This is a genomic window from Acinetobacter ursingii DSM 16037 = CIP 107286 (assembly GCF_000368825.1).
In the GTDB taxonomy this organism is placed as follows: Bacteria; Pseudomonadota; Gammaproteobacteria; order Pseudomonadales; family Moraxellaceae; genus Acinetobacter; species Acinetobacter ursingii.
In genome coordinates this window covers 630,895-648,543 of record NZ_KB849717.1, presented here as the reverse complement: position 1 = coordinate 648,543, position 17,649 = coordinate 630,895, and the positions used below count along the sequence as shown (strand labels likewise).

Here is a 17,649-nt window from a genome sequence, read left to right as displayed (position 1 = left end):
TATAAAGACGTCTGAAAAAGCCAAAATGCTCCCATGATTGATAAGTTGAGTTTAACGTGAAAATTATTAATTCAAGACCTGTTCCCACTCATATTCTTTCAGGATTTTTAGGTGCAGGTAAAACGACGTTGCTGCAACATTTATTACAACAAAAGCCTGAGCATGAAGTCTGGGCAGTCCTCATGAATGAGTTTGGTCAAATTGGCGTTGATCAACAGCTTTTGCCGCAGCAGCAAGGGTTTGAAATCAAAGAACTGCTTGGTGGTTGTATGTGTTGTAGTAGCCAATTGCCTTTACATATCGCGTTGGCGCGGTTGCTCTCCGAGTCAAAACCAGATCGTTTATTTATAGAACCCACCGGATTAGGGCATCCTGCACAATTGATGGAACAACTGACTGAGCCGCATTGGCAAAGTAGTCTGGATATGCGGGCATTGGTCACAGTGGTGGATGGCAGTCGATTACATGAAAGTAATTGGGTCAAACAAAATCTCTATGAAGATCAGATCAAGGCCGCTGAAATAGTCGTCATTTCGCATACAGATGTGATGACCTTTGACGATGATCAGGCATTGTTGCAACTTCAACAAGAATATGAGGTTTACCAACAACAATGGTTAAGTGCCGCGCATGGGGAGCTTCAGCTAAAACAGATTGATCTGGCACATGTTATCCGTGAACGTAAAATTCAGCCCTTACTGATCCAGCAAAGACAACAGTCGACTGCGGAACAAGCAATTGAAATCAAAGAATTACCTTACCATTATGTAGAACACGCGCAGGGTTATATGGTTGCTGGCTGGAAATTTCCGCGTCGTTGGATCTTTAATTTTGACCGATTATTGGATGTGTTATGCGAACAGCAGAATTGGTTGCGTATAAAAGCCATTTTTCATACCCATCAGGGCTGGATGTATTTTAATTGCAACCCGAAACAGTTTAATTATAAAACGGGTGAAGAAAATATTGATAACCGCATTGAAATGATTAGTCAGCATGAGCACAACTGGCTCAAACTGGAAACTGATTTATTGGCTGCGAGAATAGAAACCTGATCAGGTTTCTATTCTATGTTTAAGATTATTTGAGGTTTATAAGTCAATTTATTTTTGATCTAACACTGCTTTCGCCTGTGCATGGTCAATATCTTTTTCCCAGTGTGCGATGACAACAGTCGCAACACAGTTGCCGATGAGGTTGGTACAGGCCCGGACAATTCCAATAAACCAATCCACCGAAAGAAGAAGTACCAGACCAATGGCAGGTAAACTTGGAATTACCGATAAAGTCGCGGCTAAAATCACCAAGGCTGAACCTGGAATACCGTGCGCGCCTTTAGATGTCACCAGTGAAACCAATAAAATAGCCAGTAGGTCATGCATGGAAAGATCAATATTGCAGGCTTGTGCAATGAAAATAACGCCCAAAGTTAAGTAGATGGAGAATCCATCCAGATTAAAAGAATAACCCGTTGGAATGACCAAGCCGACCGTTGAATCTTTAATACCAAGCGCTCTGAGCTTTTTCATGATTTGTGGCAAAACAGAATCTGAAGACGCTGTACCTAAAACAATGGAAAGTTCATCTTTAAAGTAGTTTAAAAACTTGAAAATATTTAAACCTGCAAGTTTAAGGATGGAACCCAAAATCACTACCACAAAGACAATACAGGTCAAATAAAACAAAATCACCAGATAGCCCAGTTGCATGAGCGAGTCTAGTCCAAATTTTGCTGTGGTATAGGCCACCGAACCTAAAACGCCTAAAGGTGCGAGACGGATAATGAGTCCCATCATCTTGAATAAAACTTCAGAAAAAGCTTCGATGGATTGACAGACCAGTGATGAAAATTGTTTAGGAATCAGCAGCAGACTGACACCAAATAAGATGGCAATCAGTAAGACTTGAAGAATGTCGCCATCGGTAAAGGCACCGAATAAGGTTTTCGGAATGATATGCAAAATAAAATCTGAACCTGAACTAATCGCGTGTGCACGTTCGGTATAAGTACTTAAATCCTTACTGTCGAGCTTAGTAATATCAATATTCATTCCGACGCCAGGTTTGAAGATATAAGCGACGGCAATGCCCAGCATGAGGGCGATAGTCGTGACTACTTCAAAATAGAGAATGGTTTTTGCACCAACTTTTCCCATTTTTTTAATATCACTTGCACCATAAATACCCAATACCACAACACAAAACACGATAGGGGCGATCAGCATTTTGATCAAAGAAATGAAACCATCACCTAATGGCTTTAAATTTAAAGAAAAATCATGAAAACTCAGACCAATTACGATCCCCAAAATCAATGCAATAATGACTTGAAGAAAAAGACTGGATTTAATTTTTTGCCACATTGTACAGGTTCATCATCGAAAATTTCCCCAAACATTGCAAAAAGCTCGCCAGTTTTAGATTGGACCATCAAAAAAAGAAAATAACTAAAGATCGAACAATGCTGCAATGTCAGGAAATTTGAATAAATAGATGAAAACGATAACTTCAATCTGATTGCTAAAATCGGGTATGCTAGCGCCCATCAAAAATGGACAGTTTCATTATGGCGCTAAAAGCAACAATTTATAAAGCAGACTTAAATATTGCAGATATGGATCAGCATCAATATGGTGATTATCAACTCACATTAGCGCTGCATCCTTCTGAAACTTTAGAGCGTTTGATGGTTCGTATCGTGGCATTTGCACGTTATGCAGATGAACAACTCGAATTTACCAAGGATTTATTTGAAACCGATGAACCTGCTTTATGGAAAAAAGACTTAACAGGTTTACTTGAGCAGTGGATTGAAGTGGGTTTGCCGTCTGAAGATAAAGTCAAAAAAGCGGCTGCGCGTTGTAAACAGGTGGCTGTGATTGCTTATGGCTCACAAGTCGATGAATGGTGGAAAAGAAATCCTAAAATTAAAACCCTTGAAAATGTGGAAGTCTGGCAAATTTCAGCAGAGAGTTCAGCACAACTTGAGCAACTTAGTCAGCGTACCATGCAATTACAACTGAACGTGATGGATGGTGAGTGGACACTCATCGGTGATCAGGCACAAGTTGTGATTCAATGGACACAGTTACAAGGGTTATAATCTTGACAAGATAAGCCACGTTATTTGATCTGGAGAAATGTGTCATGACCGCAGAACTAGAAATTATCGATTTGAAAGTAGGAGAGGGTAAAGAAGCCGTTAAAGGAGCTTTAATTACCACACATTATACAGGCTGGCTTGAAGATGGAACACAGTTTGATTCTTCACTAGATCGTGGTCAATACTTTGAATGTGTCATTGGCACTGGTCGTGTGATTAAAGGTTGGGATCAGGGCATCATGGGAATGAAAGTTGGCGGCAAACGTAAGTTAATCGTTCCTTCGCACCTTGCGTATGGTGAGCGCAAGATGGGTAAAATTATTCCTGCAAACTCAAATCTTATCTTTGAAATTGAATTGTTCGATGTCAAAACGCGTGATGATTAAACTTTAAATCATCTCTCACATCGGATCTTTTATTCCGATATTGTAGGTTCGATGTGTATGAGCAATTTATGTTATGGCACATTTTAAAATGTGATGTTTAAATGAATAAAAATCAATAGGCTTCTTTCTACGTCCCTTTTATTTCTCCCTATGCAAGAAAAAATAAAAGAGTTTAAACAATGATGAAAGAAGTCTTATATATCTTAAATTTTTAACATCATAAAAAAGAATAGTCCGAGCTAAACCTAAGCAGAGTTAGAAGAGATTTGCTTGTTTAAATTGATGAAATGCAATGGGATGTTGAACGATTAAGTTAGGTTCATCTAATTCAAAAGGCATCATCAAATAGAGTTAACGCATACAGATAGAACGCATAAAAATACAATACCTTCATTCATAGAAGAAATTAACCTAATCTTGAACACATATTTTTCAGAATACTTTTAAGGGTTGAGGCGAAATTTAAATAAATTTACAACAATTTTATGTGATTTATTTGACTTTTATTTGTGTAAAATTAGATCAATAGGCAAAATACAACTGAATGCTATAAATGCAAAGCGAAGCTAAATATTTTCTAACAAACTTTGAAAATTTGGCTTCATATAAATTCTAAAATAAAAGTAACAATAAGAGAGACCACGACGATGAATGATTATTCTGATTTAACCGCGACAGAGCTTTTAAAAGAGCTACACCACTTCTTTATGATTGATACCACTGAGGATGAGTATCCTGGATTGTGGGTGCAAGAAAAAGTTAATTTTGATAAGCATTATTGGCTAGATGAAGACTATAAAGTTGAATTGATTAAAGAGACATTATCCATGCATCCGCATCAGTCCGCAAATTATCGTATCACTCTATTTCAAGAAGGAGAGCCGATCACTTTATTGGATTATGATGGGGTCAATAAAAAGATCAAAATTTTCCGCCGTGGACAGTGGATTAATCGTTTATATAAATATTTGTATCAAAAAGAACGTTATTATCTGGAGCAAATGGCTGAAAATCCGAATTTTGCAATCATTGAATATTAGACTTCTTTCATGATGGTTTGAACGCTCTTTATTTTTCTTCCCTAGGGATGAATAAAAGGGATTTATGAACAAAGTTTATTAAATGGTGATATGAACGTTTTGTCACATTTTTAAGAAAAACTAAGTGAAGTGATTATAATTTATTGTAATTTTCTTATAAGAAAGATGGTAATTTTGCCATCTTTTTTTATGCAAAAATAATCAATGGATTGTAATGGTTTTTGAGTGTTTTTTGTACAAAAACAAATGTTTGAATATTCATCTAAAAATTTTTTATAGCTTGCAATATGACTGTAAAGTTAAGAAAAACCTACAAAAATTTTTAAGTTTCTTTTCAGATTTGATTAGTATAACTGACACTGTTAAAAGCCTGATGGATTTCTGTCAAAAGCAATGGATTGTGGATAGAAAAATAGATATTTTCGATCAGACAAAGCCTTCAGAAAATAACCCGAATTGAAAGATGATATTTCTATGCCAACACGATTTCCCTTGCAATCTTTAACTCTGAGCATTTCATTATTGTTCGGTTCTATAGGAGTCAGTTCTGTTTATGCGGAAACGCCTGCAACAACAGATTTGCCTACAGCAGCGGAGATCCCAGCTGTGACTGATCCACATACAGGTGAAGCACCCGAAGAAGAACCACAAATCGATGTGTCGACTCTCACGATTATTGGTTATCATGAAATAACATCTAAGGATGAGGTTATTCCAGATTATGCTGTAACGCCACAGCGTTTTGAAATGCATCTGGATTGGCTGATTAAAAACGGTTATCACTTTATTAGTGTAGATCAATTGATTAAAGCCAATGAAGGTAAACTCAAACTTCCACCTAAACCTGTATTACTTACTGTGGATGATGGCTATCAATCATTTTATCAATATGCCTATCCGATTTTAAAAGCGCGTAAAATCCCAGCGGTATTAGCGGTCGTTGGAAAATGGCTGGAAGTTAAGCCGAATAAAATGGTGCAGTTTGGTGATGAAAAACTTGAACGCAGCAAATTATTAAGCTGGAAAGAAATTAAAGAAATGCAGGACAGTGGCTTAATCGAAATCGGTAGCCACAGTTATGATTTGCATCATGGTGTCATGGGAAATCCACAAGGCAACTCTGAACCTGCGGCAACCACACGTATTTATGATGCAAAAACCAAAACTTATGAGTCTGATCGTGCCTATGAAAAGCGCATTAGTGATGATTTAAAGAAAAATATCGATACGTTTAAAGCCAACGGTATTCGGGCACCACGAGTCATGGTCTGGCCTTATGGTCGCTATAACATGGAAACTGTGCGTATTGCTAAAAAACTCGGTATGCCAATTACCATTACACTTGATGATGGTCCAGATCATGTGACCAAATCTTTAGGGCACCTCAGTCGTATTTTGGTGATGAAAGGCGAAAGTACCGATGATTTGGCGCAAGACATTTTAACGCGTCAAATGAACCTGACCGATAATAATCGTCCGCAAAAAATCATGCATATCGATCTGGATTATATCTATGATCCTGATCCTGCACAGATTGAACGCAATTTGGGACATGTTTTAGATCGGATTCGTGCCTCTGGTGTCAATACAGTTTATCTTCAAGCTTTTTCTGATCCAGATGCCAATGGTTCTGCCGATATGGTGTATTTCCCAAATCGTTATGTTCCGATGCGCGCTGATTTGTTTAATCGTGTCGCATGGCAGATTTCAACACGGACAGGTGTCAATCGTGTTTATGCGTGGATGCCTTTGATGGCATGGGAATTGCCGAAAAATAATCCAGCCTCTAAAAAACTGGTGGTGACTCAACAGCCTAAAGACAGTGACCATTTGAATATGGGATATATTCGTTTAAGTCCGTATTCACCTGAAGCACGTAAAGTGATCGAAGGAATTTATACTGACTTGGCAAAATATTCCACATTTGATGGTATACTGTTTCATGACGATACCACGTTATCTGATTATGAAGATGCGAGTCCAGATGCATTGAAAGCCTATGCCAAAGCAGGCTTGCCAACTGATCTGGAAAAAATTCGGAATAATGATGCCTTGTTATCTAAATGGACTGATTTAAAAATCAAGACCATAGATAACTTTGCCATGAAGCTTGCTTCCGATGTGCGTTATTATCAGCCTTATTTGATGACCGCCCGTAATTTGTATGCGCAAGTCGCATTATCTCCTTATGCAGAAAACTGGTACTCCCAGTCTCTGGAGCAGTCACTAAAACGTTACGATTTTACTGCAATTATGGCCATGCCTTACATGGAACAAGCAGAAGATCCGACCAAGTTCTATCAGGATATTGTGAAACGTGTAAAACAATATCCAAACGGAATCAAAAAAACCGTATTTGAGTTACAGGCGACTAACTGGCGCACCAATCAACCTGTGCCATCGCAAGAACTCGTCGATACGATTCGTTCCCTGTACAGTCAGGGGGCTATGCACGTTGGATATTATCCAGATGATCCGTTTAAAGATCATCCAGATACCCAAATGTTGCATGATGTATTTGCGACTAAACCTTCAAAGTTAGTCCCGTAGCAGGAATTGACCATGTCAACAACCTTACAGCATTTATGGCATTCAGCACTGAACTTTGTGTTCTATTATCCGCTGTTTATGTCGTATTTGTGGATGATGGGTGCGCTGATCTTTTATTGGAAAGAGCGTAAAGAGCCCCCATATCAGCAACCAGCGGAATTAGATGTTTATCCAATGGTGGCGGTGCTTATTCCTTGCTTTAATGAAGGGGATAATGCAGAAGAAACGATTAGCCATGCGCTCAGTCTGGATTATCCTAACTTTGAAGTGATTGCGATCAATGATGGGAGCTCGGATAATACTGCCGAAGTGCTTGACCGTCTGGCTGAACGATTTGAAAAGTTACGTGTGGTTCATTTGGCGCAAAATCAAGGCAAGGCTGTGGCTTTACAAGCAGGTAGCTTATTGACTCAAGCTGAGTTTTTGATTGGAATTGACGGTGATGCCTTGCTCGATCCACATGCAGCCAAATGGATGATTCGTCATTTTCTGCAAGATCGAACTGTAGCTGCGGTCACAGGAAATCCTCGTATCCGAACTCGTTCTACTTTATTGGGACGGATTCAGGTCGGTGAGTTTTCTTCTATTGTTGGGATGATCAAACGTGCGCAGCGTAGTTTCGGACGATTATTCACGGTTTCGGGTGTGATTACAGCTTTTCGTAAGAGTGCAGTACATGAAGTCGGTTATTGGTCACCGAATATGTTGACTGAAGATATCGATATCACATGGAAACTGCAACGCGCTGGTTGGGATATTCGTTTTGAACCCAATGCATTGGTGTGGATTTTAATGCCTGAAACCTTAAATGGTTTATGGAAACAGCGTTTGCGCTGGGCTATGGGAGGCGCGCAGGTTTTAGTCAAAAATCTGGACGTGTTCTTTAAGCCAAAACTGAATTTTTTATGGCCGCTGATGTTTGAATTATGTCTAACACTGGTCTGGTCATATTTGATGCTTATTATGGCAATTCTCTGGTTATTACATTTTGTAGTACCGCTTGGAGAATTGTCTGGAATCAGCTCGCCATTTTTACCTTATGGCAGCGGAATATTATTAGGTGCGACCTGTTTACTTCAGTTTGCTTTAAGCAAATGGATGGACAGTCGTTATGAGCCTAATTTAGGTAAAAACTACTACTGGATGATTTGGTACCCGTTTGTGTTTTGGTTAATTACCATTACTGCTACAATCGTGGCGTTTCCAAAAGTCCTGCTTCGTGGTGATGAAAAACGCGCGCGCTGGGTCAGTCCTGACCGTGGCATGCGCATGTAGATATTAAGCATGTTTTCGAGAAAATTTCATGAAATCTAACAATTTGATTATCGACGTGCGCCATCAGTTGCCATGGCACAGACGCTATGTATCAAATACCTCTACGATGATGATGTGGGGTGCATGGTTACTCTTATGGCGTCCATTTCTTCTGGTTTGGGCGCTTGTCGAGCTAGAAAAAAGCCATCTCATCCATCAGATTTTCCATGCCCTTAGTCTGGGCTTGGAACACGGCATCACTTCATTGATTGCCTGTGCTGTTGCGTTGTTACTGTGGAGCAATTATGTCCCTGCGAAAAGTGTCAAGCGAACGCTTGAAAAGGATGTAACTGATTATGCACGATATTTTGAACTGGATGAAACCCAGATTCATCAGGGTCGTGCGCAAAAAATCAGTGTCGTGCATCATGACGAAATGGGTCGAATCACGCATATTGATTAAGTAGATTCGCACTTGTTGCTCATTGCAAAATGCCAGCTTGTTTCAAACAAGCTGGCATTTACATTAGGTATTTGGATTTACAAGGAAATAGTGTAATTCAAATGACAAAAAGACTTGCTGTAACTCATGGATTGATCGTAAGTCTAAGTTATAGACAGGAGATGAGTTACCACCTGTCAGAATAAAGGGAATGAATGAAGAGCGTGCAATTGAAAGATGAAGATGTCTCATAATGGATAAGTCCGTTAAACTTAATGCAGTTGAAAGTATTCGCGGGTTAGCCTGTCTGGCTGTGGTATTTTCACATCTGAGCTTAAGTTTCTACCCTTATTTACATCATTTTGATGAACATGAAATTGCCAGTAATGCATGGGTACATTTTATTCACCATTCGCCTTTTGCCTTTTGGTATTCAGGTACGGCTGCGGTCTATGTTTTTTTTGTGTTAAGCGGCTTTATTTTGTCTTATGTGATTTGTAATAGTCGTAATATGCAAGCAAAGCTAAAATCGATGATGGTGAAACGTTATCCGCGTTTAGCGATTCCTGCTTTAGGTTCATGCATCTTATTATGGGCAGCATTGCAGTTTAGTGATATTGACAGCTCTCATGTGCAGTATTGGCTAAAAGTTTTAGCGACCCAAGACATTGGTTTTTCCCAAGCGATTTATGAAGGGACGATTGGATCATTTCTATTTGCAGAATCCAGTCTCAACTGGGTACTTTGGACGATGCAGGTGGAGTTACTCGGTTCATTTTTGTTATTTGGATTGTTATATATTTACAGTCTGGATAAGCGACTATTTTTACCGCTGATTTTACTGTTTCCAACGACCTCAATTTTCTTTCAGAGCCAAGAGCTTTATTTGGGATTGTTGTGTTTTCTCATTGGTTCGCTGATATTTCTATATGGTCGTGTTATTCGTTCATCACTAGTTGCGCTATTGTTATTGCTATTCGGACTTTATTTGGCTGGAGCGCACAATACCAGTCTGGCGTATCACTGGATTTATGTTTTGGTGGGCGAGCGAACTTACGAGTATTGTAATTTTATTGCAGGGATTTTGATTGTGTATAGCATCCTGATGAATCCGATGCTATCGCAAAAGCTGGATAATCGCGTTTGTGTGTATTTAGGTAAATTGTCATTTTCAATTTATTTATTGCATTTACTACTCATGTACTGTGTATGTCTGCCCTTATTTAACTCTTTTATTGCGCTAGGTTGGGGCTATGACGCGGCTGCAATTTGGGCAATCTTACTTTTTTTTATTGCATTGATCATCTCTGCCGATCTTTATAGTCGTTATGTCGATACTTTGGCGATTAATTTGAGCAATCGTTTATCGGACTGGGTTTTAAAATAATTCACTTAGCGAATAGAAATCATTTGCGTATAGTCAGAAACATTTCATAATAGCGCTTTCCATTTTTTGATGCATAGAACATGTCTCCACTTGAGATTGTTGCCGTGATAATTAGCGTGATTGGCGTTGGTCTCACCATTAAACGCAATATGTGGTGCTGGTGGTTTAACTTTTTGGCTTTTGTTTTATATGCCTATTTATTTTTTACTTTTAAGCTATACGGCGAAACCATCCTACAATTTTTCTTTATGGTGGTGAACTTTTATGGTTTTTATCACTGGCTCAAAGGTAAACAGGTTGATCATGATATTCGGATAGAACCGATTAGTCCTAAGCTCGTCATTATACAAATGCTGATAACAGCAGTGGGCGGGGTGATTTTTGGTCTCAGCTTAAAACACTTTACCGATGCGGCTGTGCCGATGTTAGATTCTCAACTGGCAGCATTTAGTCTATTGGCAACGTATTGGACCAGTCGTAAGCACATTGCCACATGGATTTTGTGGGTATTTGTCGATATTGTTTATGTGGGCATGTTTATTTATAAAGACTTATATCTGACCGCAGGTTTATATGCTGCATTTGTCCTTATGGCTGCCTTCGGTTGGTGGCAATGGGAGCAGGTTAAGCGTAAGCAACAGACAAAATTAGTAATATGACAATATTTGATCTGGAACAGTATAAGCAGCAATGCTTTGATCAATTGGCTGAAAAAATTTGCCAAACACCAGAGAATTATCTGGATTTTGATTCTGTTTCAGATGTTTATAAAGCCAAATGGCTGCAAGATTTTCCTAAAGGTACCACTTGGGCCGTTTCTGGATTAGATGACGGTGCAGATGAATTTTATATTTTGATTCAATACCAAACGCGATACAAAATAAAAAAATTAAGCATCGAAATGAAGCAAGGGCATTACAAGATCGATATGAATGTATCAAGCATTGGTAACAAGAGCGAATTAAGATAGATGACATTGAATATTGGAGATGAGATCAGATGACGAATAAACTAGTAATCATGTTTCATGGGGTCGGTAGCAATGGGCGTGATCTATTGCCGATTGCACAATATTGGCAGCGTCAGATTGAAGATTTAAGTATTGCATCGCCAAATGCGCCTTTTCCTTTTATGCATAGCCATGAAGTGTTTGAATGGTTTAGTCTAACTGGAATTACCGAAGAAAATCGCTTTGAACGTATTCAGCAAGCACGAGAATATTTCGATCAAACAGTACAGCGGATACTGGAGGAGCAAGGTTTTGCTGATCGGCTTAATCAAGTGGTTTTTTGTGGATTTTCTCAAGGAACCATGATGTCGCTGGATGCCGTTGCTTCTGGTCGTTGGCCAATTGCAGCAGTCATTGACTTTTCTGGACGATTGGCTTCTCCGATTGAAGCCAATGCCAACAATACGGCAAAAGTGAGTCTAATGCATGGTGAAGCAGATGAAGTTATTCCTGTGTATGAAAGTCAGGATGCTTTTAAGGCGCTACGTGCAGCGGGTTTTAATGTCGAACTTGAAACTTATAAAGGTTTAGGACATTCAATCAACGAACTTGAGCTTAAGCGTGGTCTGGAATTTTTAAAAACACTTTAATGCGCATCAAAGCTCGTGATGATTGATCGTCATGAGCTTTAGCAATGGTTTAAATGACATGCTTAATGCTGTTTGATGATTCGAATTTCTTCTTAAAGACGACTGCTGTGAGACACGCCATTATGGCTAAAGCAACGATATAATACATTGCTCCAATATCACTGTACTGGCTTAAAATTTGAATTAGTGGCAAGGTTAAACCGCCCACAACCGCATAAGACACATTATACGAAAATGAAATCCCTGAAAAACGAATAGGGGCAGGGAACATTTTCACCATACTGCATGACACCATGCCCACAGTCCCTGAGCATAATCCCAGTAACATGTATAGCATGAAAATAATGATGTGACTGGCATGCCCCAAACTGTGATAAAAAAACGCAGCCACAACAGCTAGCGCTGTTGCACCCATCATCATCACTTTGGCACAGCCAAAACGATCAGCCAAGGTTCCTGCTAAAATACAGCCCAACATTTGCATGATAATTGCTGCACTTTGCATTTGAAATGCACTAGCCCGATCAAAGCCAAAAACGGTGGTAAGCAAATTAGGCATGGCTAAAATGATCACGACGACACAAGCCGTTAAAAACCAGGTAAACAACATGCCAATAATCACTGCTGCTTTATGATTTATCAAGACTTGTTTAATTGGTAAGTCTTTGGAGAGTTGTTTACGGGCTTGCATGGCTTTAAATACGGGGGTTTCTTTTAAGTAACTGCGTAAATATAGGGCAAATAACCCAAAAATTCCGCCTGCGATAAAGGCAATTCGCCATGCCCAGTCATGTATTACTGTTTCAGTAAACTGTAATGAAATCCACAAAGACATCAGTGAACCCAGTAAAATTCCTAAAGATAAACCTGCGGTTAATAAGCCGTTAGCAAGCCCAATGCGCCGTTCTGGGACATGTTCTGAAACGAATGTCCAAGCCGCGGGAATTTCTCCACCAATAGCGATGCCTTGTATCACGCGCATCAACAATAATAAAACTGGTGCAAAATAACCAATCGATTCAAAAGTGGGTAGTAGCCCAATCATTAGAGTAGGCAGTGACATCAATAAAATTGACAGTGAAAATAGTCGTTTACGCCCGACCAAATCACCAAAATGTGCCATCACCACACCACCTAAAGGCCGAAAAAAATAACCTGCTGCAAAAATGCCATAAGTATTCAGCATCGCCCAAAAAGGACTTAGAGTGCTTGGAAAAAATAAATCCGAAATGATCTTGGCGTAAAAGACATAGATGACAAAATCATAAAACTCTAATGCACCGCCGAGTGAGGAGAGCGCAAGAGTTCGTTTATCCTGAGTGGAAAGATGAGGAATAGCATCCATGCTGTCATGATTCAAAAGTAAAATGATGGGCCTGATATTACTTGAAATTTAAATTAAAAGTAAGGCAGTTCTACTCTACACAATTCGCTAGAATGGAGTAAATAAACAACCAACGCAATCTTATTGAAGTCAGCCTAATAGACTTTTTTCATCATTATTTAAACTCTCTTTATTTTTCTCTCATAGGGAAAATAAAAATGAAGTTATGAAAAAAGTGTATTGTTGAGAATCAATGGATTGACATTATAAACGTACAAAATAAGGAATAATCGAGAGTACAATTCCAATCACACTGAGTAAGGTGACATTTTCAATAAAGTAAGGAAAAATCATCAGTACCAGACCACATACCAAAGGCACAATCACTTTTTGCTTTTTGCCATACATAAAATAGCCTAAGCCAATACAGCTAAAGATTAATCCCAAGAAAAGCTGCGTAGTATTCATGATTTTAAAATTCGATTTGTTTTTGTGTAAATGAGCATAAAAACAAAAGCTGAAAATAAGATTAAAAGTAAACATATCCTGTATTTAAATAGGCTTGACCCAGCTTAAGAACTTGATCAGCCCATGTATTATCAGTTCATAAAACGGTGATCTCCTGATAGGATAATCATAATAGAGTTTTCATCATGCTTTGGATTTTTTTACTTTCTCCGATAGAGAGAAATAAAAAAGTGCGCAAAATAAGCCGATTGAAAGAAAGCTGATGCAAGATTAATGATTATCAAGATACGAGGTTTAAATGCCAGTCAAGCTTATTGCAGTTGATATGGATGGAACGTTTTTAAATTCAGAGAAGAAATACGACAAAGCCCGATTTTTGCAACACTATTCACAGCTTCAACAGCGTGGAATTCATTTCGTTGCGGCCAGTGGCAATCCGCTTTACACCCTAAAAGCCTATTTCCCAGAAATTGCCAATGACATGGCATTTGTGGCCGAAAATGGAGCTTATGTGGTCGATAGGACGCAAACTTTAAATTACGATCATTTTAGTCCAGAGATTTTGCAACAGATCCTACAAGATTTAATTCCTGATTATGCCCAAAATCTCATTTTATGTGCCAAAGACTGCGCTTATATTCAGCACAATGTCAGTGAAAAAACTCAGCAAAAACTCAACATTTATTTTAAGCAACTTCAGCAGGTTGACGATCTGTTACAGGTGCATGATCAGATTTGTAAAGTTACCCTAACGACAATCCAAGACAATAATCAACAAATTTTGGATGATCTGTCTGAAAAACCTTATATTCAACACACTGCTGCAAAAATGGTCTCCAGTGGTTTTGGTTTTATCGATCTTATTATTCCAAACCGGCATAAAGCCTACGGTTTACAGTTTTTACAACAAAAATGGGGTATTGATCATCAGGAGGTTTTGGCAATAGGGGATAATTACAATGATCAAGAAATGATTGAAATGGCGGGATATGGTTTTGCTATGGCGAATGCTGTACCAAAACTCAAACAAACCGCACAATATTTTGCCCCAACTAACGAGCAGCAAGGTGTATTAGAAGTGATTGATGCTGTACTACAAAACTCATCATTGCAGCGCTACAAAAAAACTGAACAATTTTTGCAAAAGAATGGCTCATCATTTTGAAATGATCCATTGGCTGAATTTAAATCTCAACTGATTTAAAGATGGATTGAAAAAACATGTCAGACAAAGCATGGACTGATTGAGGTGATCATTAGACTTGTCACAACGAAATTTCAAACGCAAAATAAACATGACATGATCATAGGTCTATTTAAATGGCTACCGTTTTACCTATTGCCCAGCGCGGTGAAGCAATCTTGAAACTTCAGGCTGCACCTGTGGCTCAATCCGAGTTTAATAGTGAGTGGCTATTACAATTAGCTGCTGCCATGCAGACGACCATGCTTGAGCGCCATGGTGTAGGTATTGCAGCACCACAGGTATATATTTCCAAACGAATTATTATTGTGGCTTCGCGTCCGAACCCACGTTATCCCGATGCACCAGAAATGGATGCTGTGGTCATGGTGAATCCTGAAATTTTGGAATTATCCCCAAATACGTGTTTAGGTGAAGAAGGCTGTTTAAGTGTGCCAAACGAACGAGGTGAGGTCGAAAGAGCTTATTCTATTCGAGTGCGTTATCAGTCGTTGTATGGTGAAGTCATCGAAACCGCTTTTGAAGGTTTTCCTGCTCGCATTGTGCAACACGAAGTAGATCATTTAAATGGAGTCTTATTTGTGGAACGCTTAAACTGATCTGGTGTGCGTATTGTTGATTTGATTCAATTTAAAATGTGACTGACATTGATCGTTGTGATGATATTTAGATGGTGGGATGATTTACCCCACATTACACAGTGAATCGAATAAATAGGATAGAACTAAAAATCATTACAAAAGATATAAATTTAAGATTATCAATACCCTGTACCATCAAAATTAAATGCAAAATAATGAATAGAATAGGTTGTTTGTATGAAAACTCCTTTACCAGATTATCTGGAACATGTGCTTGATGAATGTGATGGAGATGATAGCGGACATCTGGCTGATTATATTCCAGAGTTGGCGAATGCCAGTCCACATCGTTTGGCCTTAGCCATGTCGACCGTCGATGGTGAGATTTATTCAGTCGGTGATGATGACGTTGAGTTTACCATCCAGTCGATGTCTAAACCTTTTACTTATGCTTATGTATTACAACAACTGGGTATCGATGAGGTATTAGAAAAAGTCGGTGTTGAACCCTCTGGAGAGGCTTTTAATGAAATTTCACTGGGAAAAGATGGCCGTCCTAAAAATCCAATGATTAATTCGGGTGCAATCACCACGCACTCTCTGATTCCAGTTAAAGAAAATGTATCTAGTGCAGAAATTTTACGCCAGTTTATGAGCGAACTGGCAGGACGTGAATTATGTTTTGATGATTCCGTATATCATTCAGAAATTAAAACGGCTTATCGTAATCTTTCGATTGGTTATATGCTTTGAACCGTTGGAATTCTGGAAACGGATCCTGTGGATATTGTGAATGGTTATATTCGCCAATGTTCAATCTTAGTGACGGTAAAAGATTTGGTGCGTATGGGCAGCGTACTCGCCAATGGTGGCGTGGATGCTCAGACTGGAAAACGGTTATTGAACCGTTCAGTGGTGCGCCAAGTGCTTAGTGTGATGATGAGTTGTGGTATGTATGATGCCGCAGGTGACTGGCTGACAACAGTTGGTATTCCTGCTAAAAGTGGCGTGGCAGGTGGAATTTTAGGTGTATTGCCCGGTCAGGTGAGTATCGCAGCCTTTTCACCCAAACTGGATGAACATGGTAATAGTGTCCGTGGGATTGATATGATGGAACGGCTGAGCCGTGATATGGGGCTGCACCTGATGGAGGGGACACCTTCTGCACAAACCATTGTTCAGAGTCATTATCGGACTGGACAAGATGCATCACTGAGTGTTTATGTATTACGCGGAGTCTTGAAGTTTACTGAAGCTGAAATGTTATTGCGTATTTTTCAGCGTGAACCTGTTGATCAAAGTACGATTATTATCGATTTAACCCAGATTTCATTGATCCATGATGTCGGTAAACGTATGTTTTTAGAAGGCGTTGATCGTTTGATCGATGATGGTCATAGCTTGCTTTTGGTCGACCCTGAACAACGCTTGGATCATGCCCGCACACATAAGGATCGGGTATTACATGTGTATCAGGATTTAGATGATTTACTTGAACAAAAAAAAAGGTCTTCACAATTAAATCAATGAACTTGATATCGTTTCAGTTTTAAAGTGTTGCGGTGTTTTGCCTAAATGCCGCTTGAACATCGCGCTAAATGCACTGGCATTGGTATATCCCAAAGATTCTGAAATCTGACTTATGGATAAGCCATCTGCAATTTTACTTAAAGCTAAAGCAATGTGCATTTGTTGAATCCATGCTCGATATGAAAGTCCTGTTTCTTTTTGGAACATTCGCATGAGTGTGCGGGAACTGGTGCCAATTTCATCTGCCCAAGTATTTAAATCTTTTAATTGATCGGGCGATTGCAACAAACTTTCGCAAATCTTGATCAGGCGTTTGTCATTTGGCCACGGAATTTGCACTGCTAAAGAATGAGCTCTCTGGATTTCATCAAAAATAATCAGTTGTAAGGCTTGGGAAAGCGCTTGAAAGGGAGCGGAATCATTTTTTCTAAGCTGATCTAGTTCATTAAAACGAATGAGTAATTCATGTAATAAATTACTGACTCGAATCAAAAAACAAGTTTGACCCATTGCTTGAGCGGCATTTTGTTCCACCAACGCAGTGTTTAACTGTACATGGCTTAAAGAAATCACACTGTGTTCAACCCGCGGAGGAATCCATAATGCACACATGGGCGGCATAATCCAGACTTGATCATGGGTTAAAACCTGAATGGTTCCTTTAGATGCATACAGCAATTGTGCCTGCACGTGTGCATGGGCATAGGTCACTTCTCGATAACGATGCTCAGAGGAAAGACCGATCATTAATTCAGGTTGCGGATGAGATGGTGTCATGATG

The 17,649-nt window shown here is 39.2% G+C and carries 17 protein-coding genes and 1 pseudogene; 14 read left to right on the top strand and 4 right to left on the bottom strand.

Annotation, left to right across the window (positions count from 1 at the left end; translation table 11 throughout):
• Window positions 1–56 precede the first annotated feature (56 nt).
• Window positions 57–1,055, top strand: a complete 999-nt coding sequence (locus F944_RS10610) for a CobW family GTP-binding protein (protein WP_004990326.1) — start codon at window positions 57–59, stop codon at window positions 1,053–1,055.
• Between the two features lie 48 nt (window positions 1,056–1,103).
• Here the strand turns inward: F944_RS10610 and dctA are convergent, their stop codons facing one another.
• Window positions 1,104–2,363 (bottom strand): C4-dicarboxylate transporter DctA, encoded by a 1,260-nt coding sequence (gene dctA / locus F944_RS10605; protein WP_004990317.1) that lies wholly within the window; start codon window positions 2,361–2,363, stop codon window positions 1,104–1,106.
• A 203-nt stretch (window positions 2,364–2,566) separates the two neighbouring features.
• On the opposite strand from dctA, the gene F944_RS10600 reads away from it, so the two are divergent.
• The 10 genes from F944_RS10600 to F944_RS10550 all read left to right on the top strand — a co-directional run bounded on the left by F944_RS10600 (window position 2,567) and on the right by F944_RS10550 (window position 11,761).
• Window positions 2,567–3,103, top strand: coding sequence for a YaeQ family protein (locus F944_RS10600; protein WP_004990315.1), 537 nt, complete (start codon window positions 2,567–2,569; stop codon window positions 3,101–3,103).
• 44 nt (window positions 3,104–3,147) lie between these two features.
• A complete protein-coding gene (locus tag F944_RS10595; protein WP_004990308.1) occupies window positions 3,148–3,489 on the top strand; it encodes an FKBP-type peptidyl-prolyl cis-trans isomerase in 342 nt (113 codons plus the stop codon).
• Between the two features lie 647 nt (window positions 3,490–4,136).
• Window positions 4,137–4,529: a hypothetical protein gene (locus F944_RS10590; protein ID WP_004990307.1), complete on the top strand. Its 393-nt coding sequence runs from the start codon at window positions 4,137–4,139 to the stop codon at window positions 4,527–4,529.
• A 474-nt stretch (window positions 4,530–5,003) separates the two neighbouring features.
• Window positions 5,004–7,079 (top strand): poly-beta-1,6-N-acetyl-D-glucosamine N-deacetylase PgaB, encoded by a 2,076-nt coding sequence (gene pgaB / locus F944_RS10580; RefSeq protein ID WP_004990304.1) that lies wholly within the window; start codon window positions 5,004–5,006, stop codon window positions 7,077–7,079.
• A 12-nt stretch (window positions 7,080–7,091) separates the two neighbouring features.
• Entirely contained in the window at window positions 7,092–8,354 is a 1,263-nt protein-coding gene (gene pgaC, locus F944_RS10575) for a poly-beta-1,6-N-acetyl-D-glucosamine synthase (RefSeq protein WP_004990303.1), read from the top strand.
• A gap of 28 nt (window positions 8,355–8,382) precedes the next feature.
• Complete coding sequence (pgaD, locus tag F944_RS10570) at window positions 8,383–8,796, top strand: poly-beta-1,6-N-acetyl-D-glucosamine biosynthesis protein PgaD (protein ID WP_004990302.1); 414 nt, start codon at window positions 8,383–8,385, stop codon at window positions 8,794–8,796.
• Window positions 8,797–9,028: 232 nt separating this feature from the next.
• Window positions 9,029–10,162, top strand: coding sequence for an acyltransferase family protein (locus F944_RS10565; RefSeq protein ID WP_004990298.1), 1,134 nt, complete (start codon window positions 9,029–9,031; stop codon window positions 10,160–10,162).
• An 80-nt stretch (window positions 10,163–10,242) separates the two neighbouring features.
• Window positions 10,243–10,821 (top strand): nicotinamide riboside transporter PnuC, encoded by a 579-nt coding sequence (gene pnuC, locus F944_RS10560; RefSeq protein ID WP_004990296.1) that lies wholly within the window; start codon window positions 10,243–10,245, stop codon window positions 10,819–10,821.
• Window positions 10,818–11,132 carry a hypothetical protein gene (locus F944_RS10555; protein WP_004990294.1) on the top strand — a complete coding sequence of 105 codons (315 nt, stop codon included), beginning with the start codon at window positions 10,818–10,820 and terminating at the stop codon, window positions 11,130–11,132. The genes pnuC and F944_RS10555 overlap by 4 nt, the downstream gene beginning before the upstream one ends.
• Window positions 11,133–11,161: 29 nt before the next feature.
• Window positions 11,162–11,761 (top strand): alpha/beta hydrolase, encoded by a 600-nt coding sequence (locus tag F944_RS10550; RefSeq protein ID WP_004990290.1) that lies wholly within the window; start codon window positions 11,162–11,164, stop codon window positions 11,759–11,761.
• Between the two features lie 49 nt (window positions 11,762–11,810).
• On the opposite strand, the gene F944_RS10545 is transcribed toward F944_RS10550, so the two are convergent.
• The gene (locus F944_RS10545) at window positions 11,811–13,106 is read right to left on the bottom strand and encodes an MFS transporter (RefSeq protein WP_004990289.1); all 1,296 of its coding nucleotides are present in this window, start codon (window positions 13,104–13,106) and stop codon (window positions 11,811–11,813) included.
• A 243-nt stretch (window positions 13,107–13,349) separates the two neighbouring features.
• Entirely contained in the window at window positions 13,350–13,553 is a 204-nt protein-coding gene (locus F944_RS10540; protein WP_004990286.1) for a hypothetical protein, read from the bottom strand.
• A gap of 298 nt (window positions 13,554–13,851) precedes the next feature.
• On the opposite strand from F944_RS10540, the gene F944_RS10535 reads away from it, so the two are divergent.
• From F944_RS10535 to F944_RS10525, 3 genes and pseudogenes are all read left to right on the top strand, one after another.
• Window positions 13,852–14,718, top strand: coding sequence for a Cof-type HAD-IIB family hydrolase (locus tag F944_RS10535; RefSeq protein ID WP_004990284.1), 867 nt, complete (start codon window positions 13,852–13,854; stop codon window positions 14,716–14,718).
• A gap of 155 nt (window positions 14,719–14,873) precedes the next feature.
• A complete protein-coding gene (gene def / locus F944_RS10530) occupies window positions 14,874–15,356 on the top strand; it encodes a peptide deformylase (RefSeq protein WP_004990282.1) in 483 nt (160 codons plus the stop codon).
• 219 nt (window positions 15,357–15,575) lie between these two features.
• Window positions 15,576–16,868 (top strand): annotated as a pseudogene (locus F944_RS10525) (glutaminase).
• On the opposite strand, the gene F944_RS10520 reads toward F944_RS10525, so the two are convergent.
• Window positions 16,857–17,645 carry an AraC family transcriptional regulator gene (locus F944_RS10520; RefSeq protein ID WP_004990277.1) on the bottom strand — a complete coding sequence of 263 codons (789 nt, stop codon included), beginning with the start codon at window positions 17,643–17,645 and terminating at the stop codon, window positions 16,857–16,859. The pseudogene F944_RS10525 and the gene F944_RS10520 overlap by 12 nt on opposite strands.
• Window positions 17,646–17,649: the final 4 nt, after the last annotated feature.